This is a genomic window from Pseudomonas sp. NyZ480 (assembly GCF_029537255.1).
In the GTDB taxonomy this organism is placed as follows: domain Bacteria; phylum Pseudomonadota; class Gammaproteobacteria; order Pseudomonadales; family Pseudomonadaceae; genus Aquipseudomonas; species Aquipseudomonas taiwanensis.
Genome location: NZ_CP120626.1, coordinates 2,965,198 through 2,987,455, shown reverse-complemented (window position 1 = coordinate 2,987,455; position 22,258 = coordinate 2,965,198). Strand labels below are relative to the sequence as shown.

At 62.1% G+C, this 22,258-nt stretch carries 20 protein-coding genes and 1 riboswitch; of the genes, 9 read left to right on the top strand and 11 right to left on the bottom strand.

Annotation, left to right across the window (positions count from 1 at the left end; genetic code table 11):
* The first annotated feature begins 96 nt into the window (after nt 1-96).
* Genes P3R38_RS13630 through P3R38_RS13620 form a run of 3 tightly spaced genes read left to right on the top strand, consistent with a single transcriptional unit; the run spans nt 97 to nt 3,326 of the window.
* The gene (locus P3R38_RS13630) at nt 97-570 is read left to right on the top strand and encodes a MarR family transcriptional regulator (protein WP_023380833.1); all 474 of its coding nucleotides are present in this window, start codon (nt 97-99) and stop codon (nt 568-570) included.
* 30 nt (nt 571-600) lie between these two features.
* Nucleotides 601-1,794: an HlyD family efflux transporter periplasmic adaptor subunit gene (locus P3R38_RS13625; RefSeq protein ID WP_023380832.1), complete on the top strand. Its 1,194-nt coding sequence runs from the start codon at nt 601-603 to the stop codon at nt 1,792-1,794.
* Nucleotides 1,791-3,326 (top strand): DHA2 family efflux MFS transporter permease subunit, encoded by a 1,536-nt coding sequence (locus P3R38_RS13620; protein ID WP_023380831.1) that lies wholly within the window; start codon nt 1,791-1,793, stop codon nt 3,324-3,326. The genes P3R38_RS13625 and P3R38_RS13620 overlap by 4 nt, the downstream gene beginning before the upstream one ends.
* A 42-nt stretch (nt 3,327-3,368) precedes the next feature.
* On the opposite strand, the gene P3R38_RS13615 is transcribed toward P3R38_RS13620, so the two are convergent.
* Entirely contained in the window at nt 3,369-4,559 is a 1,191-nt protein-coding gene (locus P3R38_RS13615) for a type II secretion system F family protein (protein WP_023380830.1), read from the bottom strand.
* An 11-nt stretch (nt 4,560-4,570) separates the two neighbouring features.
* Nucleotides 4,571-4,996: a type II secretion system major pseudopilin GspG gene (gspG, locus tag P3R38_RS13610; protein WP_023380829.1), complete on the bottom strand. Its 426-nt coding sequence runs from the start codon at nt 4,994-4,996 to the stop codon at nt 4,571-4,573.
* A gap of 185 nt (nt 4,997-5,181) precedes the next feature.
* Between gspG and P3R38_RS13605 the strand changes: the two genes are divergently transcribed.
* The 4 genes from P3R38_RS13605 (at nt 5,182) to P3R38_RS13590 (ending at nt 10,533) form a co-directional block, all read left to right on the top strand.
* Complete coding sequence (locus tag P3R38_RS13605) at nt 5,182-5,778, top strand: lytic transglycosylase domain-containing protein (protein ID WP_023380828.1); 597 nt, start codon at nt 5,182-5,184, stop codon at nt 5,776-5,778.
* A 118-nt stretch (nt 5,779-5,896) separates the two neighbouring features.
* Nucleotides 5,897-7,354: a HAMP domain-containing sensor histidine kinase gene (locus tag P3R38_RS13600; protein ID WP_277686253.1), complete on the top strand. Its 1,458-nt coding sequence runs from the start codon at nt 5,897-5,899 to the stop codon at nt 7,352-7,354.
* Nucleotides 7,355-7,646: 292 nt separating this feature from the next.
* Nucleotides 7,647-9,140 carry a HAMP domain-containing sensor histidine kinase gene (locus P3R38_RS13595; RefSeq protein ID WP_023380826.1) on the top strand — a complete coding sequence of 498 codons (1,494 nt, stop codon included), beginning with the start codon at nt 7,647-7,649 and terminating at the stop codon, nt 9,138-9,140.
* Nucleotides 9,109-10,533: a sigma-54 dependent transcriptional regulator gene (locus P3R38_RS13590; RefSeq protein WP_023380825.1), complete on the top strand. Its 1,425-nt coding sequence runs from the start codon at nt 9,109-9,111 to the stop codon at nt 10,531-10,533. The genes P3R38_RS13595 and P3R38_RS13590 overlap by 32 nt, the downstream gene beginning before the upstream one ends.
* Before the next feature lie 30 nt (nt 10,534-10,563).
* On the opposite strand, the gene P3R38_RS13585 is transcribed toward P3R38_RS13590, so the two are convergent.
* Together P3R38_RS13585 and P3R38_RS13580 are read right to left on the bottom strand one after the other, a co-directional pair.
* Nucleotides 10,564-11,916 carry a GntP family permease gene (locus P3R38_RS13585; RefSeq protein WP_023380824.1) on the bottom strand — a complete coding sequence of 451 codons (1,353 nt, stop codon included), beginning with the start codon at nt 11,914-11,916 and terminating at the stop codon, nt 10,564-10,566.
* A gap of 111 nt (nt 11,917-12,027) precedes the next feature.
* A complete protein-coding gene (locus P3R38_RS13580; RefSeq protein ID WP_023380823.1) occupies nt 12,028-12,567 on the bottom strand; it encodes a gluconokinase in 540 nt (179 codons plus the stop codon).
* A gap of 207 nt (nt 12,568-12,774) precedes the next feature.
* On the opposite strand from P3R38_RS13580, the gene P3R38_RS13575 reads away from it, so the two are divergent.
* Together P3R38_RS13575 and P3R38_RS13570 are read left to right on the top strand one after the other, a co-directional pair.
* Nucleotides 12,775-13,794, top strand: coding sequence for a LacI family DNA-binding transcriptional regulator (locus P3R38_RS13575; RefSeq protein WP_023380822.1), 1,020 nt, complete (start codon nt 12,775-12,777; stop codon nt 13,792-13,794).
* 111 nt (nt 13,795-13,905) lie between these two features.
* Nucleotides 13,906-15,225, top strand: coding sequence for a PAS domain-containing methyl-accepting chemotaxis protein (locus P3R38_RS13570; protein WP_277686252.1), 1,320 nt, complete (start codon nt 13,906-13,908; stop codon nt 15,223-15,225).
* Here P3R38_RS13570 and P3R38_RS13565 read toward each other — a convergent pair.
* The 7 genes from P3R38_RS13565 to P3R38_RS13535 form a co-directional block, all read right to left on the bottom strand.
* On the bottom strand, nt 15,200-18,472 hold the full coding sequence (locus P3R38_RS13565) for a transporter substrate-binding domain-containing protein (protein WP_277686251.1): 3,273 nt from the start codon (nt 18,470-18,472) through the stop codon (nt 15,200-15,202). The two genes, P3R38_RS13570 and P3R38_RS13565, sit on opposite strands and share 26 nt — an antisense overlap.
* 13 nt (nt 18,473-18,485) lie before the next feature.
* Entirely contained in the window at nt 18,486-19,100 is a 615-nt protein-coding gene (locus tag P3R38_RS13560) for a response regulator transcription factor (RefSeq protein WP_277686250.1), read from the bottom strand.
* A gap of 216 nt (nt 19,101-19,316) precedes the next feature.
* Nucleotides 19,317-19,559, bottom strand: coding sequence for a DUF1272 domain-containing protein (locus P3R38_RS13555; RefSeq protein WP_023380818.1), 243 nt, complete (start codon nt 19,557-19,559; stop codon nt 19,317-19,319).
* Nucleotides 19,560-19,625: 66 nt separating this feature from the next.
* Nucleotides 19,626-20,378: a precorrin-4 C(11)-methyltransferase gene (gene cobM, locus P3R38_RS13550; protein WP_027906681.1), complete on the bottom strand. Its 753-nt coding sequence runs from the start codon at nt 20,376-20,378 to the stop codon at nt 19,626-19,628.
* A gap of 32 nt (nt 20,379-20,410) precedes the next feature.
* On the bottom strand, nt 20,411-20,821 hold the full coding sequence (locus tag P3R38_RS13545; RefSeq protein WP_277687218.1) for a cobalamin biosynthesis protein: 411 nt from the start codon (nt 20,819-20,821) through the stop codon (nt 20,411-20,413).
* Nucleotides 20,821-21,513 (bottom strand): CbtA family protein, encoded by a 693-nt coding sequence (locus P3R38_RS13540; protein WP_104883832.1) that lies wholly within the window; start codon nt 21,511-21,513, stop codon nt 20,821-20,823. The genes P3R38_RS13545 and P3R38_RS13540 overlap by 1 nt, the downstream gene beginning before the upstream one ends.
* A 10-nt stretch (nt 21,514-21,523) precedes the next feature.
* A complete protein-coding gene (locus P3R38_RS13535) occupies nt 21,524-21,709 on the bottom strand; it encodes a CbtB-domain containing protein (RefSeq protein WP_023380814.1) in 186 nt (61 codons plus the stop codon).
* Between the two features lie 93 nt (nt 21,710-21,802).
* Nucleotides 21,803-22,025: riboswitch (cobalamin riboswitch) on the bottom strand.
* Between the last annotated feature and the right edge of the window lie 233 nt (nt 22,026-22,258).

The window sequence follows — 22,258 nt, the reverse complement described above, 5'->3', positions numbered from 1 at the left end:
GACCATTCATCTCTATTTACATAGCCACCTAATCAAAGCTTTGACATTAACTGCCTAGGCAGTAATATTTTTACACATCTAATCGAGCAGACCCCGATGTCCCATTTCAACCCGGAAAATTTCCATACCTGTGCCATCGGCATGCTCCTGGGCCGGGCGGCGATCCTCAAGGACCGCATTCTGGACTGGCACCTTGAGTCCGAGGGCGTGACCGCTGCTCAGTTCAAGGTGCTGATCATCGTCACCCAGTACCAGGTGGATACGCCGGCCGAATTGTGCCGCTACCTGGGACTGGACAGTGGTTCGATGACCCGCATGCTCGACCGCCTCGAGCAAAAGGGCTTGGTCCTGCGCAACCGCTGCGAGGACGACCGGCGCCAGGTCCGCCTGGCGCTGACTGCCGATGGCCAGCGCCTGGCCGATCGCCTGCCCGAGATCGGCGCCCTGGCGATGAACGAGCTGGTCGGTGTGTTGCAGCCTGAGGAACTCAAGACCCTCGAAAGCCTGCTGGCCAAGGTTCTGCTCGGTTCTGGCGACCCCCTGACGATCCGCCGCTTCGGCGATCGTTGATCCCTGTCAAGCATTCTCCAAGGTACTGTCATGGCTACTCCCGCAGACGCCTCTCATCCCTCCGCCACCCCCGAACCTTCGCGCAAGCGCAAGGTCTGGCTGCTCGGCCTGCTTCTGCTGCTGGTCCTCGGTGGCCTCGGCGCCTGGGCTTGGTACAGCCTGGTCGGGCGTTGGCACGAAAGCACCGACGACGCCTACGTCAACGGCAACGTGGTGGAAATCACCCCACTGGTGACCGGCACGGTGACCAGCATTGGTGCTGACGATGGTGACCTGGTCCACGCGGGCCAGGTGCTGTTGCAGTTCGACCCGGCCGACAGCGAGGTTGCGCTGCAGTCCGCCGAAGCCAAGCTGGCCCGCACCGTGCGCCAGGTCCGAGGCCTGTACAGCAATGTCGATGCCCTCAAGGCCCAGTTGCAGACCCGCCAGGCCGAGCTGCAGAAGGCCCAGGACAACTACAACCGACGCAAGGTGCTTGCCGACAGCGGGGCCATCGCGGCTGAGGAAATCTCCCACGCTCGTGACGACCTGAGCGTGGCCCAGAGCGCCCTGAACAGCGCCCGCCAGCAGCTCAACACCAGCGCGGCGCTTATCGACGACACTGTGGTGTCTTCGCACCCTGAGGTGATGGCTGCCGCCGCCGATCTGCGCCAGGCCTATCTCGACCATGCCCGTACCACCTTGGTGGCCCCAGTGACCGGTTATGTCGCCAAGCGCACCGTGCAGTTGGGACAGCGCCTGCAACCGGGCACTGCGACCATGGCAGTCATTCCCTTGGACGAGGTCTGGATCGACGCCAACTTCAAAGAAACCCAACTGCGCGAGATGCGCATCGGCCAACCTGTGCAGATCACTGCAGACCTTTACGGCAGCCAGGTCACCTTCAGCGGTACGGTCGACAGCCTTGGCGCCGGCACCGGCAGTGCCTTTGCCCTGTTGCCTGCGCAGAACGCCACCGGCAACTGGATCAAGATCGTGCAGCGTGTCCCGGTGCGTATCCAACTGAACCCCGAGCAGCTCAAGGACCACCCGCTGCGTATCGGCCTGTCCACGGTGGTCGAGGTGGACTTGCACGACCAGAGTGGCCCGGCGCTGGCCCAGCAGCCACCGCAGCAGGCCAGTTACACCACGCAGGTTTACGATCGCCAGTTGGTCGAGGCTGACAAGCTGATCGCCCGGTTGATTCACGAAAACAGCGCGACTGGCAAGACGGCCCAGCGATGAGCAACCAAGCCCCTGCGCAGTTCACGCCGCCGAGCCTGCTGCTGACCACCATCGGCCTGTCGCTGGCTACCTTCATGCAGGTGCTCGACACCACCATCGCCAACGTGGCCTTGCCGACCATCTCCGGTAACCTGGGTGTCAGCTATGAGCAGGGCACCTGGGTGATCACCTCGTTCGCGGTGAGCAACGCCATTGCGTTGCCGCTGACCGGCTGGCTGAGCCGCCGCTTCGGTGAGGTGAAACTGTTCATCTGGGCCACCTTGCTGTTCGTGCTGGCCTCTTTTCTTTGCGGTATTGCGCAGTCGATGCCCGAGTTGGTGGGCTTTCGGGTATTGCAGGGTGTGGTGGCCGGGCCCCTGTACCCGATGACCCAGACACTGCTGATCGCGGTGTATCCGCCGGCCAAGCGGGGCATGGCGCTGGCGTTGCTGGCAATGGTCACGGTGGTGGCGCCGATCGCCGGGCCGATTCTGGGCGGCTGGATCACCGACAGCTACAGCTGGCCGTGGATCTTCTTCATCAACGTGCCCATCGGTTTGTTCGCCGCAGCCGTGGTGCGTCAGCAGATGCGCACCCGTCCGGTGGTCACCAGTCGCCAGCCGATGGACTACATCGGCTTGCTGACGCTGATCGTTGGCGTCGGTGCCCTGCAGGTAGTGCTGGACAAAGGTAACGACCTGGACTGGTTCGAGTCGTCGTTCATCATCGTCGGCAGCCTGATTTCGCTGGTGTTCCTGGCGATTTTCGTGATCTGGGAGCTCACGGATCGACACCCTGTGGTCAACCTGCGGCTGTTCGCTCACCGCAACTTTCGTATCGGCACGCTGGTGCTGGTCGGGGGCTACGCCGCATTCTTCGGCATCAACCTGATTCTGCCACAGTGGTTGCAGACCCAGATGGGCTATACCGCCACGTGGGCAGGCCTGGCGGTGGCGCCGATCGGCCTGCTGCCGGTGGTGCTGTCGCCGTTCGTGGGCAAGTATGCGCACCGCTTCGACCTCCGGGTACTGGCCGGGCTGGCGTTCCTGGCCATCGGCACCAGTTGTTACCTGCGCGCAGGCTTCACCAGCGACGTTGATTTCCAGCACGTAGCCTTGGTGCAACTGTTCATGGGCATCGGTGTGGCGCTGTTCTTCATGCCAACCCTGAGCATCCTGCTGTCGGACCTGCCGCCGCAGCAGATCGCCGATGGTTCTGGCCTGGCGACCTTCCTACGCACCTTGGGTGGCAGCTTTGCCGCCTCGTTGACGACCTGGATCTGGATTCGCCGCGCCGACCAGCACCACGCCTATCTCAGCGAGCACATCAGCGCCTACGACCCGACGACGCGGCACACCCTGGAGCAATTGGGCGGCGCCACCCCACAGCATTACGCGCAACTGGAACAGATGCTCAACGGACAGGCGTACATGATGTCGACGGTGGACTACTTCACCTTGATGACCTGGGTGTTCGCCGGCCTGATCCTGCTGGTATGGCTGGCCAAGCCACCCTTCACCGCCAAGGCCGGACCGGCGTCGGCAGGGCACTGAGTCGCGCCACAGGCGGGCGGAGCCGTTTCGTCCGCCTGATGGTCAGTGGATGCTCGATGCCAGCTCGAAGATCGGCATGTACATGAGGATCACGATCAGGCCGATCAACAGCCCGATGAAGGTCATCAACAACGGTTCGAACAGACGAACGAACCACTCCACCCAACGTCCGATTTCCTGGTCGTGGAAGTCCGCGCAGCGCTCCAGCATTTCGCCAAGGTTGCCTGACTGCTCACCCGCCCGAAGCAGCCGCAACGAAACGGGCGTCACCAGTTGGCCCGCTTCCAGCGCATCGGACAGTGGCAACCCTTCACCCACCCGTTTGCTGGCTTGCTCCAGCCCCTGGGCCGCGGCACTGCCCAGCAGGCCGCGGGCCATACCCATGGCGGTGAGGATGGGAATACCGCCCTGCAACAATATGCCCAGCGAGCGATAGAACCGAGCCAGCTCGTACATCATCAGGCGCTGATGCAGGGCCGGAGCACGTCGCAGTTGGCGGGATGCCCAACGCCGCAGCGCCGGATGCCGGCGCAGTACGACCAGTGCGCTTATGCTCACCAAGGCCGACAGGCCCAACGGCAGTTGCTGGGCGTGCAGGAACAGACCGATCTGCATCAGTACCCGTGACAACCAGGGCAGTTCGGTGCCCATGCCTTCGAACACAAGGCTAAAGCGGGGGACCACGTAGCCCAGCAGAAACAGCACCACACCCCCACCCACCAGCAGTAACAGCAAGGGGTAGATCGAGGCACCCACTAGCTTCTGCCGAACCAGGTCCAGGCGCTGGCGATAGCTGATGTAGCGGGTCAGCGCATCTCCCAGGGCGCCGGTGCGCTCGCTGGACTGCACCAGCGCCACATACAGGTTTGGGAAGACCCGCGGTTGTTGTCCCAGGGCCTGGGACAGCGAGCGGCCCTCGTAGAGCTGGCTTACCAACGCCGCCAGCACCTTGCGGGTCGCGGCGGCAGGAGCCTTTTCCGCCAGGCTTTCCAGGGCGTCGATCAGGGGGAGGCCGGCATTGAGCAAGGTTGAAAGCTCCTGGCTGAACAGCACCAGGTCGAACGTTGCCTCGCGGCGCCAGGTCAGGCCGCCGAGCCAGTGCCCTTGGCCACGCACACTGACCACCTTCAGGCCTTGCTCTTCGGCCTTGCGCCGCGCCTGCTCGATATCCTCTGCGTCGATCTGCAACTGCACCAGGCCCCGGCTACCCAAGGCTTTGAGGCTGTAGCGCATGGCCGTTCTCCTTACTGCCAACTGGTGATTTCGGCATTCTCCCCATCGCCGCCGGGCTGGCCGTCCTTGCCCATCGAGAGCAGGTCGTACTCGCCGCCGTTCTCACCCGGTTGGCGGTAAATATAAGGCCGGCCCCAGGGGTCCTGTGGCACCGCTTTCTGCAGGTAAGGCCCGGACCAGCGTGCCTCGCCGCTGGGGGCTGCCACCAGCGCCTGCAATCCTTGCTCACTGTTGGGGTAATGCCCCACTTCCAGGCGATAGAGGTCCAGCGCCTTGCTCAGCCCCTCGATCTGTGCCCGCGCCACCTTGGCCTCGGAGCGGCCGAGCTGGCTGAAGTATTTGGGCGCGACGATCCCGGCCAACAGGCCAAGCACCACCAACACCACCAGAAGCTCAAGCAGGGTGAAACCACGTTGGGTATTGATTCTGCGCTGCATGGTGAAGCCCTCCGCTGCATGTGGACATGCTTTTTCAAGCCTTATGCAACTGCCGTGCACGTCTGCCTCGGGGCCTTGCGGCATGCGGGATGGCAAGCGGCACGGTGCTTGCGTCGTAGCTCGAAAGCTCAGGTTTTCTGGGGCATATCCCCCAAAACGGGGGCAGCGAACGGGAGGTGACCGAGATGCGAGTTATCATTCTGGGATTGATCTGGCTGGTGGCAGGTGCGGCCCAGGCCGACGTGTACATCAGCATTGATGCCAAAGGCGGCTATGTCCTGACCAACGTCCATCGGCCAGGCAGCCACTACCAGCGGGTGATCAGTGAAACGGTCGCCCAGGCCGGTCCTGCCGATGCGCAGAGGGTGACCGGAAGGCCATACGCCGATGTTGTCGCGGCGGCGGCGCGAACCCATGATGTACCCCAGGCGTTGCTGCATGCCTTGATCAAGGCCGAGTCCGGCTATAACCCCAAGGCCCGTTCGGCGGCCGGGGCAGTCGGGCTGATGCAATTGATGCCGGACACCGCCCGGGAGATGGGCGTGGAGAACGCGCTGGATCCTGAAGACAACGTGCAGGGCGGGGCTCGCTACCTCAAGCGAATGCTGAAGCTGTTCGATAACGATATCACCCTGGCCGTGGCTGCCTACAACGCTGGACCCGATGCGGTGCTGCGACGTGGACGGGCGGTTCCGCCGTTCGCCGAAACCCGCCGATATGTCCCCAACGTATTGCGTGAATACCGTAAATTGCAGGGGTTGGCCGAAGATTCCCCTTTGTAGTACCGCACTGCTGCACGCGGCTCTAGAACGTATAAACCGCAGCGTTCCGACCAATCGGCGTCATGATTCCCCAACTCTGGGCTATAACCTTCAAAGGTGACCCGCCTTGGAGTCCGGCATGGACAGCGCCCCGCATTTGAACAGCCTCGACGTGCCCACAGCTGGCGAGGCCGCTCCACAGCGCAAGCCATTCAATTTGTTGAGTTGGTATGCCTGGGTCAGCCTGGCGATCATTCTGTCCATCGGCGTTGGGCTGGGCCTGATTTCAAGCCGCTTCATCATCGATGAAAGCGTCGAGCGCGACGCATTGCTCACGGCCCAGTTCATCACCGCCATTGCCGATGCCGAAGTGCGCCATGTGTCCATCCCCAATGTGCGCACCATGGGCGAGTTGATCGACCCTCGCACCGACCAGCAAGCCTTGCCTGACGTAGACCCGGACGCGCGGCGCAGGGCTCGGGGTGAGTTTCTCGACCATATCGCCCACCTGCCGGACATGCTGCTTGCCAACATCTATGCACCTGACCGCACGGTGGTCTGGTCCAGCAACCCTGCGCTGGTGGGCAAGTTGATCGAAGGCGACGAAGACCTGGACCGCGCCTTCGAGTACAAGATGCGGGTGTCGGCGAGCTATCACGACTTCGAGCAGGCGCGGGCCGAGCAAAAGTTCGTGACCCCGCCTGAGCAGTTGTTCATCGAGAACTACATTCCGCTGTTCGATGCCGGGGGCGAGCAGGTCACGGCGATGGTGGAGATCTACAAGGAGCCCCACGACCTGATCGTGCGCATCGAGCACGGCCTGTTGCTGATCTGGCTGGCGATCGCCGTCGGTGCAGGCCTGGTCTACATCGGCCTGTACGGCATCATGCGGCGTGCCTCGCGGGTGATGGCGGTACAGCAGAAGCGGCTGATCAACAGCGAGACCTACGTCGCCCTGGGCGAGGTGTCCTCGGCGGTGGCCCACAGCTTGCGCAACCCGCTGGCCAGCATTCGCTCCAGTGCAGAGCTGGCCCAGGCATTCGACGACGGCCCCGCACAGAAAAACATCAACGACATCATCAGCCAGGTCGACCGCATGTCGCAGTGGATCCGCCAGTTGTTGCAATCGTTGCGGCCGCTGAACGACGACGCGGTGCCGGTGGACCTGTCCCAGGCGCTTCAGGAAAGCCTGCAGACATTCGCGGCGGCGCTCGCGCGGTCAGGGGTCAGCCTGGAAGTGCGACCATTACCCGCCGTTCAGGTGCTGGGTCAGCCAGCGTTGCTTGCGCAGATATTCAACAGCCTGATCGCCAATGCCCTGGAGTCGATGGAGCAGGGTGGGCAACTCAAGGTCGAGGTGGTACGCCACGATCGCACCAACCTGACTTTGCGTCTTTCCGATACCGGCAAGGGCATGAGCGAGCAGCAGCAGCGACTGGCGTTTCGACCCTTTTTCACCACCAAGCAAGGTGGCTTGGGGGTGGGCCTCATGTTGGTAAAGCGCATCATGGAGCGTTTTGGAGGCTCGGTAAGGTTGAGCAGCCGCGCGGGCCATGGCACCCGGGTCTCGTTGAGCTTCCGATTGGCGAGAACGTGATGTCCTGAATTACATGTTGACCTTAAGTATCTGATTTAAAACGTTTTCTACGAATTGGGTGGAAAACACCCGATGTCGGGGAATTATTCTCGAATCTGTATAATAAAAGCGCCATAAGTCATTGAATTGTAAATATAAAATATAATCTAAATAGCCTGGCCAACTTTTTGCAGCGTCATGATCACGACAAATGGCGGCTGTTGCCGCTCTGGCGAAGTGCTATCAATTTGCTACGTACGGTAGCAACCCCTTGAGGCCTTCCTGAATGGACTTGCTGAGCGGGAACCAAGCGATGCAGACGCTGGAAAACGAAGTTCCGGGCACGACGCGTGGCCTTACCAGTGGCCCAGCTGTGCCGTTGCGCGAATTCAATCTGCTGCGCTGGTTTTCGATCATCAGCCTGCTGATCATCGCCGCGGTGGCGGGGGGCTTGGGGTATTTGTCGACCCGGTTCGTGGTGCGCGACAGCGTCGAGCGCGATGCCATGCTGACCGCCCAATTCATCCAGTCCATGGCCCAGGCTGAGGTACGCCATTCGCAGTTGCCCCCAGGTGTCACGATGGGCGAATTGCTTGACCCACGACGGGATGAGCAGCATCTGCAATTCGCCCCGGCGCTGGCCGAGTCTACCCGCGTCGAGTTCCTCGATCATGTCGAGCACCTCCCGGACACCTTGCTGGCCAACGTCTATGCTCGCGACAGGACCATCCTGTGGTCCACCAACCGAGAATTGATCGGCGTGCGCATCGAGGCCGATGGCGACCTCGATCGTGCGTTCCGCTCACGAAAGGCTGTGTCGGCCAGCTATCACAAGGCCCACGAAGACCGTGAAGAACAGAAGTTTCTGCGTGAGCCCGAGTACCTGTTCATCGAGAACTACATCCCCTTGTTCGACAGCCAGGGGGAGCAGGTGCTTTCTATGGTTGAGATCTACAAGGAACCCAAGGACCTGATCCGTCGCATACAGCGCGGCTACGTACTGATCTGGGCGTCGACCTTGGTCGGCGGCGCGCTGATTTACTTCGGCCTGTTCTGGATCGTACGTCGGGCAGCGTCCATGCTTCGTCAGCAGCAGGACCGCCTGGTGGCCAGTGAAACCTATGTGGCGCTTGGCGAGATGTCCTCGGCGGTGGCCCACAGTTTGCGCAACCCGCTGGCCAACATCCGTTCCAGTGCGGAGTTGGCGCAGGAAATCGCCAATCCCGTGGCGCAGAAGAACATCGTCGACATCATCGGTCAGGTTGACCGTATGTCCCGTTGGGTGCGCGATCTACTGGTGTCGCTACGCCCGGCCAGCGACGAAGCCGAGGCGGTGGATCTGGTCGCTGCCATCGAGGATACCCGGCTGGCATTCACGCAGCAGATCGAGCGCAACGGTGTGCAGTTCAGCTTCGAGGGGCCATCGGTGCAGTGGGTCGCCAGCCAGCCGCTGCAGCTTACCCAGATTCTCAACAGTTTGTTCGCCAACGCCTTGGAAGCGATGCCTAACGGCGGCGAGCTGCGCGCCGAGGTAAGTGTGCAGGACGGGCAGCGCGCTCAGCTGCTGCTCAGCGACACCGGCAAGGGCATGACCCGGCAGCAGGAGCGGATGGTGTTCAAGCCTTTCTTCACCACCAAGCAAGGCGGGCTGGGTGTTGGCCTGGCCTTGGTCAAACGCATCATGGAACGTTTTGGCGGCTCGGTCAGCTTGAGCAGTCGTGAAGAGGAAGGAACCCGCGTCAGCCTTACTTTCAATATCGCAGCGGGAGGAGACCATGGAGCACAGCATCCTGGTAGTCGAGGATGATGAAGTCCTCGCCGATAACATTCGCACGTACCTGGGCATCAAAGGCTTCGAGGTGACGGTGTGCCACAGTGCCGAACTGGCACTGGAGCAGATCAAGCGCGTCCAGCCCGATGCGGTGCTCACCGACAATTCGCTACCCGGCATGAACGGTCATGACCTGTTACGCACCCTCGTCGGACAGGCGCCCGACCTCAAGGTGATCATGATGACCGGCTACGGCAATGTCGAAGACGCCGTGCTGGCGATGAAGGAGGGGGCCTTCCATTACCTGACCAAGCCGGTGGTGCTGGCAGAACTCAAGTTGACTTTGGACAAGGCGCTGGCAGCGGACCGCATGGAGCGCACACTGTCGTTCTATCAGGAGCGGGAAGCGCAGAAGTCCGGCCTGCAGGCGTTGATCGGCGAGTCGCCGGCGATGCTCACGCTCAAGCACACCCTGCATCAGGTGCTCGATGCCGAGCGCCGCATGGCCAGTGACGATCTGCCGCCGGTGCTGATCGAAGGGGAGACCGGCACTGGTAAGGAGCTGGTGGCCCGTGCCCTGCATTTCGACGGCTCACGCAGCAAGGGGCCGTTCATCGAGTTCAACTGCGCCTCGATTCCGGCCAACCTGCTGGAAGCCGAGTTGTTCGGTCACGAGAAAGGTGCCTTTACCGATGCCAAGGAGCGCCGCGTAGGACTGGTCGAGGCAGCGGACGGCGGCACGCTGTTTCTGGATGAAATCGGTGAAATGGACCTGGTCCTGCAAGCCAAGCTGCTCAAGCTGTTGGAAGATCGCAGCATTCGGCGAATCGGCGCGGTCAAGGAGCGCAAGGTCGACCTGCGGGTGATCAGTGCCACCAACTGCAACCTGGAGCAAATGGTTCAACAGGGCAAATTCCGTCGCGACCTGTTCTTCCGCTTGCGCATCATTGCCTTGAAGGTGCCACGTCTGTATGCCCGCGGGCAGGACATCCTGCTGCTTGCCCGGCACTTCCTGGCCCATCACGGGCGTCGTTATGGCAAGCCCAACCTGCGTTTCTCGGCCGAGGCCGAGTCGCTGATGCTAGGTTACAGCTGGCCTGGAAATGTGCGTGAACTGCGTAACATGCTGGAACAGACGGTCTTGCTGGCACCTAATGAAGTGGTGCAGGCACACCAGCTGAACCTGTGCATGACCTTGATCGACGAGCCTTTGGCTCATCCTGCGCCTGCGTCGTTCGAGGCACCACGCTTCGAGCCTGACCCGGGTACCAGTCTGCCGGACATGGAGCGGGATCTGGTATGCCGTACGCTGGATCGCACCGACTGGAATGTCACCAAGTCGGCGCGGATGCTCGGTCTGTCACGCGACATGCTGCGCTACCGGATCGAGAAGCTTGGGTTGACCCGGCCTGACAAGCGACAGTGGTGAAGTGGGGGGCGTTGGCCGCCCCCTTGAGGGTCACACCACCAACGACAGCAACATGATGAAGATGATGCCGACTATCGACAGGATGGTCTCCATCATGCTCCAGGTCTTGAAAGTTTCGGCCACGGTCATGTTGAAGTACTGCTTCACCAGCCAGAAACCGGCGTCGTTGACATGCGAGAGGATCAGCGAGCCGGCACCGGTGGCCAATACCAGCAGTTCACGGTTCACGCCCGGCACCAGGTCGATCACCGGGGCCACGATGCCTGCGCCAGTGATGGTGGCCACCGTCGCCGAACCGGTGGCGATACGAATCACTGCGGCGACCAGCCAGGCCAGCAGGATCGGCGAAATCTCAGCCTGTACGGCCATTTGCCCGATCACGTTACCCACGCCAGTATCGACCAGCATCTGTTTGAAACCACCGCCGGCGCCGACGATCAGCACGATGGCCGCTGTTGGCGCCAGGCTCTGGTCGAGCATCTTCATGATCTGTTGGCGATTGAATCCCCGGGCCGAGCCGAAGGTGTAGAAGGCCAACAGCAAGGCGGCGAGCAAGGCGGTAATCGGGTGGCCGATCAGGTCCATCCATTGGCGCACGATGTGCTCGGCTGGCAGGACCACGTCGGCGAAGGTCTTGAGCAGCATCAGCACCACTGGCAACAGTACGGTGACCAGGGTGATGGTGAAGCTTGGCAGGTTGCCTTGGTCGGACTCCTTGGCGATCTGGTCCATCAGTTCTTGCGAGGGGTTGCCCGGAATGTAGCGGGCGATGAAGTTACCGAACAGTGGTCCGGCGATCACGGCGGTTGGCAAGGCAATCAGCAGGCCATAGAAGATGGTCTTGCCGATGTCTGCGTGGAAGATGCCGATGGCCAGCAGTGGTCCCGGGTGCGGCGGCACCAGGCCATGGACCACGGAAAGACCGGCCAGCAGCGGGATGCCGATCTTGATCAGCGACACGCCTGAGCGGCGGGCCACGATGAACACCAGCGGAATCAGCAGCACGAAGCCTATCTCGAAGAACAGCGGGATGCCCACCAGGAACGCGGCGAACATCATCGCCCAATGCACGTTCTTCTTGCCGAAGGCGCGAATCAGCGTTTGTGCGATCTGGTCCGCGCCACCTGAGTCGGCCATCAGCTTGCCCAGCATGGTGCCCAGCGCCAGCACGATGCCGACGAAGCCAAGCACGCCGCCAAATCCGTCCTGGAACGACTTCATGACCTTGGCGACCGGCATGCCGGAGGTCAGGCCGAGGAAGCCGGCGGCGAGTGTGAGGGCGACGAAGGGGTGGACCTTGAAATGGGTGATCAGCAGGATCAGCCCGACAATGGTGACAAGGGCGTCGAGCAGCAGGTAGGTATCAGTTGCCAGTCCGAACATGGTTCTTATGCCTCGGTCTTATCGTTGTTTTTGGCGTAGCTTTTTGATTTTTTTAAGGTTTGTTAGCGTAAAGACAGCGCTATCTCGGGTGAGCCAGGAAAACCGCCGGGATCAGGCGGTCCGCGCCAGGCTCCGCTCACCGCAAGGCTTTAGCCATACGTCGACCTGCTCTGCGAGCGTGTCGAGCGGACGAGTCGCGTCCAGCGCGAGGGTCAGCGTCTCGCCATGGGGTGGTTCGAGCGCGGCGAACTGGCTGTCGATCAGGCTGGCAGGCATGAAGTGGCCGGGGCGTGCCAGCACCCGCTTTTCCGCTTCGGCCGGACTCAGTTCGAGGAATACGAAACACAGGTTCGGCACCGCAGCGCGCAAGGTTTCGCGATAGCGGAGCTTGAGGGCGGAGCAGGTCAGGATCGGGCGTTCGCCGGACTGGAGCGTCGACTGTAGCTCCTGGCCAAGGCGAACCAGCCAGCCGGCACGGTCGTCGTCGTTCAGAGGGATGCCGGCGCTCATCTTGCTGATGTTTTCGGCAGGGTGGAAAGCGTCGCCTTCGATCAGGCGGCCTCCGCTCCTGGCGGCAATGGCGGCGCCTACGCTGCTTTTACCGCAGCCGGCGACACCCATCACCACAATGGCGGACAGGGAAGAGTTCATCAGTACCTCCTGCGGAGTGAGACAGCGCTGTCTCGTCTTCGACGACACGCCACCTCCCCGGTGTTATTGGTCTTGTCCTTACGCAGTATGGACGCTTGGCAGGCTATCAGTGCCGGGCACTACCAAAGATTACATTGCCTGCGTCCTGAGACAGCGCTACCTTATGGCCGTTCCCCCTCCTTGGCAAGTAGTAAAATTACAACATTCATGTCTCGCACAGGCTCTCGCACTACCGGTCGTCCCACGCTGGCAGAAGTCGCCCGGCTTTCCGGGGTTTCCCCCATTACCGCTTCCCGTGCCTTGCGCGGCGTCAGCACCGTTGCGCCAGAACTGGTCGAAAAAGTCATGGCTGCCGCCGCGAGCCTGGGTTACGTCGCCAACCCGGCCGCCCGCGCCTTGGCATCGGCGCGTAGCCAGTCGGTGGTGGTTCTGATTCCTTCGCTGTCCAACCAACTGTTCATCGACACCCTCGAAGCTATCCACGAGGTGATGCGTCCACGCGGTCTGGAAGTGCTGATCGGCAACTATCACTACGATATCGCCGAGGAAGAGAACCTGATTCGCAATTATCTGGCTTATCAGCCGTGTGGCATGTTGCTGACCGGGTTCGACCGTAGCGACGCATCGCGCCAGATGCTGGCGGCCAGTGGCGTGCCATGTGTCCACATGATGGAGCTCGGCGGGGAAGCGGGGCAGTTATCGGTGGGGTTCTCCCAGCAGCAGGCTGGCCGTGCTGCCGCCCGTCACCTGATCGAGCGCGGCCGCCGCCGGTTGGCGTTCATTGCCGCGCAGCTCGACCCGCGGGTGATGCAGCGTGCCGAGGGCTTCCGCCAGGCCTTGGTGGAGTCCGGATTGCAGGCCTCGGAGCTGGAGATTCTCGCCCCGCAACCGTCGTCCATCGCCTTGGGTAGCGAACTGTTCAGCCAGTTGTTGGAGCAGGCACCGGACGTCGACGGCATATTCTTCTGCAACGACGACTTGGCCCAGGGTGCAGTGCTGCAGGCCATGCGTCAGGGCGTCGAGGTGCCAGGTCGAGTGGCCATGGTGGGGTTCAACGACTTGCCAGCCTCGGCGCACATGGTGCCGCGCTTAACCTCGATCCGTACACCACGAGCCGCCGTCGGGCGCGGCGCGGCCCAGGCATTGCTGGCGTTGCTCGATGGCAAGCGGGTCACGACCGAGCAGCAGGACCTGGGGTTTGAATTGATGGTGCGCGAGAGTTCCTGAGCGAGTGCGTAATCAGGCTTGGCGCCTAATTACAAAGTGATATCAACGTGCTTGCACGCCTCCAATGCCGATCTATGCTCTGAAAATTCCGCCCAGAAGGAGCCCGGCACCATGTTCGATTTCCATCGCAAGTCCGACTTGATCGAGATCCAGCGCTGCCATCAGGCCTTGGCCGGCGTGGAAGCGAAACTGGCGGCGATCAGCCGGTCCATGGCGATCATCGAGTTCGAACCCGATGGCACCATTCTCGATGCCAATGAACAGTTCTGTCGGGCCATGGGATACAGCGCAGAAGAACTGCGGGGCAAGCATCATCGGCTGTTTTGCGACCCGGGTTACGCCCAGAGTGCCGAGTACCAGCAGTTGTGGCGTGAACTGGGCCAGGGTAAAGCCATCAGCGGCACCTTCGAACGCATCAACAAGGCCGGCGAAGAGGTGTGGCTGGAGGCGAGCTACATGCCTGTGCTCGATGACCAGCAGCAGGTCACCAGCGTGCTCAAGGTCGCCGCTGATATCAGCCAGCGCGTAAAGGACGAGCATGAAAGCGAAAGCCTGATCACGGCCCTTGGCCGCTCCATGGCAGTGATCGAGTTCACGCCCCAGGGGCGGGTAATCAAGGCCAACCCGAATTTTCTCAACACCATGGGCTATCGGCTCGAGGAAGTGGTGGGCCGGCATCATGGCTTGTTCTGCCTGCCCCATGAGCGTGAGTCGGCCGAATACCGTGAGTTCTGGGCCTCACTGAACCGTGGCGAATACCATTCCCATCGCTTCGAGCGGGTCAATAAACAAGGCCAGACCGTTTACCTGGAAGCCTCCTACAACCCGATCTTCGACAGCAACGGGCGACTGTACAAAGTGGTGAAGTTCGCCAGCGACATCACTGCCCAGATCAGCACCCAGCAAAGCGCCGCCGAAGCGGCCCATGCCAGCTCGGTGCAGACCGATGCGTGCGCCCGCAAGGGCACGGAGGTGGTCCAGCAGACGGTCGAGGTAATCGAGCAGATTTCCCAGGACTTGAACGATGCCGCCCGTAACATCGATGCGGTCAGCCGCCAATCCGACGTGATAGGGCAGATCGTGCTGACCATCCGCGGCATTGCCGACCAGACCAATCTGCTGGCATTGAATGCTGCCATCGAGGCTGCGCGTGCAGGAGATCAGGGGCGTGGTTTTGCCGTGGTGGCCGATGAGGTGCGCAGCCTGGCGGCCCGGACCAGCAAGGCGACCCTGGAGATCGTCGATGTGGTGCGGCAGAACCACGACCTGTCACTGACAGCGGTGGCGAGCATGCAATCGAGTTTGTCTCGCACCGGTCAGGGGGTGGCGCTGGCCAACGAGGCCGGTACGGTGATCATGGAGATCCAGCAGGGGTCGCGGCATGTGGTCGACGCCATCAGCCAGATCAGTTCGACGTTGCAATTGCACTGAGGGTATCGGCCAGTTCGCGTTGCAGGCTCTGCAGACTCGCTTCCAGGCGGCGCTGCAACGCGGCGGTAGGCAGGTCCTGGGCCAGGGCCTGCTCGATGGCCTCGCAGTCGCCGACCACGCCACGCACCCTGACCATCTTGGCGCCACCTTTGATACGGTGTGCCACGGTGCGTAATGCGTCGGCGGGGGGAGTGGGGCCCAGTGCCTGGAGAGTTGCCAGGTCTTCGCGGGCACTCTGCGCCAATTGTTCGAGCAAGCTGCGCGTCAGTTGCTCGTTGTCCTGAGTCAGATGACGGAGTTCCTTGAGGTCAAAGCCGCTTGACGGAGTGCTTGACTGCTCCGGCTGGGCAGGCAGCCGGGGCAGGTGCGCCTTGAGGGTCTGTAGGCCAATCGGTTTGAACAGGCAGTCATCCATGCCACTTGCCAGGCAACGGGCACGCTCCTCGGCCTGGGCGTTGGCGGTGACGCCAATGATGCGGCAGGCGGGTCGCTGCCGTTGGCGCTCGAGCTCGCGAATGCGCCGGGTAAGGGCGTGGCCATCGAGCACCGGCATGCTGCAGTCGGTAATCAGCAGATCGAACGTCGCCTCTTGCCAAAGGGCGAGCGCCACTGCGCCATTCTCGGCGAGGGTTACGCGGTGGCCCAGGCTGGTTAGCTGCTTGTCCAGTAGCAACAGGTTGGCCGGGTAGTCGTCGACCACAAGGATGTGCAGTGGGCTGCCGTCGCTTTCCCGGGCCGGGGTATCGGGCGCAGCGACAGCGGGCTGCTGGCAGGCGGGTAGCCTGAGCAGCACTTCCACCTTCGTGCCAACCCCTTCGACGCTCTGCAGGCTGAGAGTACCTCCCATCAGCTCCGCCAGGGTACGGCTGATGACCAGACCCAGGCCTGCACCTTGGCGAGCCCGTGGTCCATTGGCCTGGGCAAAGCTGGTGAACAGTCGGGCCTGGTCGGCCACACCGATACCAATGCCGGTGTCGCGTACGCACAGTTCGACTTCACGTTTGCCTTCCTCCAGCACCGAGCTCACAGTCAGGCTCGCGATGACTTCGCCGCGGTCGGTGAACTTGATGGCGTTGCTCAGCAGGTTGGAGAGGATCTGCTTGAGCCTGAGAGGGTCGGCCAGCACCCAGACCGGCTCGGGAGGCAAGGCGCTTTGCAGGTGCAGGCCTTTGATCCGGGCATTGCCCTCGAATACACGTGCGGTGGCGCGTACCAACTCGACCAGGTCGATAGGCACCGGTTGAAGCGTCATGTGGCCAGACTCGATGCGCGAGATGTCGAGGATGTCGCCAATCAGCTCGAGCAGGCCTACCGCCGAATCGTGGGCTGTCTGCAAAGTCTGGCGATCGGAGTGCGCGCAGCGGCTGTCTTCCAGGGCCAGCTCCAGCAAGCCGATCACGGCGTTCATCGGCGTGCGGATTTCATGGCTCATGGTTGCCAGGAAGGTGCTTTTGGTCTGGCTGGCCTGTTCGGCATCCTCCTTGGCCTGACGCAGTTGCTCGAGTAGGCCGCGGCTCAGCGCTAGTTGGTCCTGCAGGGCCCTTTGGGCCTCGGTACGCTGCTGAATAAGCTTGCGCAGGTAACTGTTCCAGAACACCACGCCAGCCAGCAGTAACGTGGACAGCACCAGCACTTGCAAGGCCAGGGTGCGATAGTCACGCCATGGACTATCGCTGACCACGGTGCTGGTGCGCCAGCGATTGATCAATTGGTCCAGCTCTTCCGGCGGGATGCTCAGCAGCACCTTGTCGAGGATGCCCTGCAGTACTGGCTGGCCGGGTGCCACGGCGAATGCGGCGACGGCGGGTTCGTCGCCAAGGACGGCGGCAATATGCAGTTTGTCCTTGAAAACGTGGTTGATGTAGTACGTCGCATTGATATGGTTGCTGTAGGCGACATCGGCTTCATCGTTGGCCACGGCCTCCATCAGCCCAAGCGGGTTGTCGACTTCGACGATACTGGCGTGCGGGTACTGGCGTTTCACGTCCGCCAGCTGCGGTGCGCCCCGCAACAAAGCAATTCGCTGGCCATCCAGGGCGGTGGCCTGGGTTGGCGAAGCCAAGGCGCTGCGGGTCACCAGTACCCTGGGGCTGACCAGGTAGGGGCGGGTAAAGCGCAGTTGTCGAGCACGTGCCACGCCGTAGCCTAGCGCGCCGATCATGTCCGCCTGGCCTTGGGCCAGTTGGTCCACCATGGCCTGCACCGAATGCTGCTCGATCAACTTGAACTGCAAGCCGGTGCGCAGGGTGATCTGTTTCAGCAGTTCCAACGTGATGCCACTCAAGCGCTGTTGGGTGTTGTTGAACGTCAGTGGTGCCAGTGCCGGGTTGATCAATACGCTGACGGTAGGGTGCCGGGCGATCCATTCTTCTTCCTCGGCGGTCAGTGCGGCCAGGTGACGCTCCATCAGCAAGCTGGTGTTGCCGCTGGTCCAGCGCCGCAGGATGTTCAGGCGCTCACTCTCGCTGATTCTGTCCAGGGCCTGGTCCACCAGGCGCTTCAGGCGTGGATTGTCATTGGCCAGGGCGAAGGAGAAGGTGCCTCCCGGTGCCAGGCAGAAGTGGTCGATCTTGACCGTGCCTTGGTAGCTCTTGCCGATCAGGAAGTCGGTGCTGATCGCATCACCCAGGTAGGCATCCACCTCGCCCAGTTCGACGGCGGCAAGGCCGGCCTGGGTAGAGCGGTAGAGGCTCAACTGGGCCTTTGGATAAAGCGCGCGTACAGCCTCGCCTGGCAGGTAGTGATCGACCATGGCCAGGCGCAGCCCATCCAGTTCCAGGTTGCTTTTCAGGGAGCGGCCTTCGCGAGTGGCGATGACCGGCAGGTCGTCGGTATAAGGCTGGCTGAGGACCAGGTGGGCATCGTCAGCCTCGAATGCGTTGGAGCTGCCCAACAGGTCGATGCGACCGTCGCGCAGTGCGGCAATCGCTTCGTGGCGATTGGCGAAGCGCATTACCTTGATGGGCACCCCCAGTTGTTCGGCGATCAGTCCGGCGTAGTCTGCGCTCAGGCCTTCGTAGTCCGACAGGCTGGTGTTGATCTCGAACGGCGGATAGTCGGGGCGGGAACTGCCCAGGATCAGTGCCTCGCGCCGCTGGAGCCATTGGCGGTCCTGGGCATCCAGCGTCAACGGCGAGGCAGCGCTCAACGCGCGTGCAAGCAGGTCTCGCGGTTCACCATCGGCCAGTGCGCAAAGGGGCAAGGCCAGGAACAGGGCGAGCAGCATGGTCGACAGTGGGCGCTTCATGGCAGCGGATTGCTCAGTTGACGTTGTTGCGCTTGGCCAGATCGACCATCTCTACCAGCGATTCGGTCTTGAGCTTTTCCATGATGCGCCCGCGATAGGTGCTGATGGTCTTGGCGCTGAGGTTCATGCAGGTACCGATATTCTTGTTGTTTTCGCCCCGCGACAGGCGCCGAAGCACCTCCATCTCACGGTTGGAGAGGCTGCTCAGGCGCACGGTTTCGCTTTCCAGAGAATTGCTGTTCACGGACATCTGCGGGAAGGTCGAGTAGCCTTTGACGAGGGCCTTCAAGGCAAAGATCAGCGCCTCGTGGTCTTCATCCTTGATGACGAAGGCGCCGATACCGGCATCCAGGCAGCGGCGTACATAGAGGTCGGTGGCCTGGCCGGTAAGCACCATTATCTTCGGTGCGGGTTCCATGTTCTGCAGGCGCTTGATCACCTCCATGCCGTCCAGGCCGGGCAAGCCGATGTCCAGCACCACCACGTCCGGGCGCAGCTCCCGTGCCTTCTGCGCGACTTCACTGCCATCGCCCACTTCGCCGACGACGTGAAAACGTTCGCGCTCAAGTAGCAAGCGCAATGAAAGACGCACGATGGGGTGATCGTCGACGATCAGCACGGTTGTCATGTAGCTAACTCCTGTCGGAAGGTGGTCCGTTTCCTGAAACTGTCAGGAATACGTCTGCATCGGCTTTTTCAGCAGCGCTGCAAGATACTTCCATTCAGGATGATTGGTAACGGCGAGTATAGAACTGTTGAATAAGCAGCCGATACCTGTTGAAAAATCCTACAAGATGCTTGAGATAGGCATCGCCAAGCGAACCCTGGCGATGCCCAAGACAGATCAGGCGCAAGCGGCGTGTGGTTTTAGCACCCGTTCTATGGAGGCGGGGTTGTCGCGAAGAGCCTGGCCTACGCGGCTGGGGCGAGCCACCAATTGCCCAGAGCAGTTCGGGCAGCGGCCTTTCAAACGGGTATCGGCGCACGCACGGCAGAACGTGCACTCGAAGGAACAGATGAACGCATCCGGGCTGTCACCCGGCAGATCGGCATTGCAGCATTCGCAATTCGGGCGTAGCTCCAGCATGGACGTGACTCCGGTTCGAGAGAGGTACAGCGGAGTCTGCTACGGGCTTCAGGCGCTTGGCAATGGTCAATCGCCAGGGCGATACAGGTGGGCGTGACCTGCCCGATACAGGGCGGACTCGGCAAAGGGGGCATCCCCAAGTACATGGCCGACGAGAATCAGCGAGGTGCGGCGAAAGCCCTTGGCCGCCACGCGTTCGACGATATTCCCAAGGTTTCCACGCACCCAGTCCTGATCGGGCCAGGTGGCGCGATGGATCACGGCAATCGGGCAATCAGGGCCATAGTGGGGCATCAGCTCGTCCACGATACGCGGCAGGTGTTTCACCCCTAGATGAATGGCCAGGGTGCTGCCATGGCGGGCCAAGTCGCCCAATTGCTCGCCAGCCGGCATGGGGGAGCTGTCCCCATAGCGTGTGAGAATCACGGTTTGCGCCACATCGGGCAGTGTCAGCTCGCAGCCGAGCAGGGCGGCGCTGGCGGCAGCGGCGGTAACGCCAGGTACGATCTGATAGTCGATGCCAAGTTCGCGCAGGTGGCGGATCTGTTCACCGATGGCGCCATAGAGACTTGGATCGCCGCTGTGGACACGAGCTACATCCAGCCCCTTTTCATGGGCATCGCGCATCGCCTCGATGATTTGCTCCAAGTGAAGCTGGGCACTGTTGATGACGGTGTGTGCCTGATGGCCTTCGAGGACGGCTGGCGGAACCAGCGAACCTGCGTAGATGATCACGGGGCACTGACGGATCAGGCGCTGGCCCTTGACCGTGATCAGATCCGGGTCGCCGGGGCCGGCACCAATGAAGTAGACCGTCATGGAGAGTCCTTGCAGATAAATGAATGAAGCGATTATCGGCCACAAGCAAGGGCGAGGGTAGCCGGGCCGAGCACAAGACGGGGCACGACAAGCCTGGCCGAACCGTGATGGTGGGTGGCAAGCGCCAATGCGGCACTCTCCGCCACGCCCCAGCAGCCGCTGTGGGCGAACACCGTTGGTGAACGGTGGCTCAATAGCGGTTCGAATGGCTGTAGTTGTACCGAGTCGAATACGGTTAGCGGAAGGCCCAGTCGCGCGCAGAGTTGCCGCAACCCTGGTTCATCGGCCTTGGTTGGAATGCTGGCAATGCCGCCAAGTGCCGTCAGTGGCAGGCCATGCGCATCCAGTGCCTGGCATAGCAGGGTGTCGAGCGTGGCCGCCGGGCAGCCTTGGCGGCAACCGAAGCCTGCATAGAGCAGGGACGAGGACACCCCGCAGGCCATCAAGCCTGGCTGGAGCGACGGTACAGCCAAGCGCTGATCAGGCCCAGCGCTACCCAGAAGGCCGCGTTGGTCAGCCACGAGGCGAACACGAATTGGGTTTCCAGCGCTTCGGGGGCCAGGCTTTGATGCACTTCAGGCTGCGGCGCGCCGATCACGTGTGGCAGCACCAGCAGGGCGGCGCCCACGACCTTGAGCAAACCGTGGCGAGCGAAAACCAGCAGTGCCAGGCCCAGTGCGGTCGCTGCAGCGGTGCCGATCCACCAGGTTTGGCGTTGCCCCAGTTCAGCGGCGGCGGTGCCGGGCAGTTCCGGTGGCAAGCCAAGGGTGGGCGCCAGGCAGAACACCGCGAAACCGGCCAGGCCCCACAGTGCGCCGGTGGCTACGCGGCTGGGTTCGCGCAGGCTGTACAGTGCAGCCAGGATCAGCGCGAAACCAACGGCCACGACGAGATTGCCGCCAGTGGTGGACAGCACGCGTTGCCAGCCATCTTCCGGCGACCAGGCTTGTTCACTGTGTTCGTGGGTGTGAGCGGCTTGGCCCTCATGGCTGTGCGGCTCGACAGCGGGGGTGGCGGACTCGTAGGTTTCCGCTTCGAGGATCAGGGGTGTAACCCAGAAACTCTGCAGCAAAGTCAGCAGGAGGGCGGCAAGCAGGCCGCTGAAGCCTGCCGTACGGGCGATGCGCTTGATCATGCGGGCAGGCTCAGTGGCAGGGGAAGGCGGCGCTGTGGCGAGTATCGTGGGCGGCGTTGTGCACTGCCTCGATGTGCGAAAACCCTGCGAAGTAGACCAGGCACAGGCCCAGCAGGCTGGCACCAACGGCGATGACGACACGCTGGCTCAGGGTAACGGGGGTGGCGACGGTGTGTTTGGCGCTGGTGACGGGCATGACGCGTTCCTCTGCTTTTTGTGGGCAATGGGCAGGCGCGGCAACCCCGAGCGCGAAGTGCCCAGGGGAATGCGACAGCGCCCGCCCACCGCGGGGTGTTCATGAACGCCAGGCCGGTCTCCGGGCTCACGAGGAGGAGCAGGGCTCCTTGTAAAGGGTCACCTTCCCATGCCAGGGGTGCTGGCACAGTGGTCTAGACGCTTCGCTCGCTTACCGTTGCGGGGGCAGCACCGGCTTTGTCCACCCCTGTCGGGGGTTGTGACGCACCGGTTTCCCGTTTCACCCCTGATGGGGCACCTGAACGCAAGGCGTAAGGAGAGCACGGGGCGGGATGCACGTCAAATGCAGTTACATTTCAACAGCGATTTTGCGTCGTTGTCGCTTTGTTGTTGCTCCTCTATGCGGGTTGGTTCAGGCGCAGCCAAATGCGAGGGCAGGGGGCCGAGCCTAGGTTTTCCCGGGAGCAAGCCCGTAGCGAGGGGACCCCGGAGCGCAGCGTAGGGGCCGGAGTAGGTCGCCGTAAAGGCGAAAGGGTTAATGTGCGCCTCC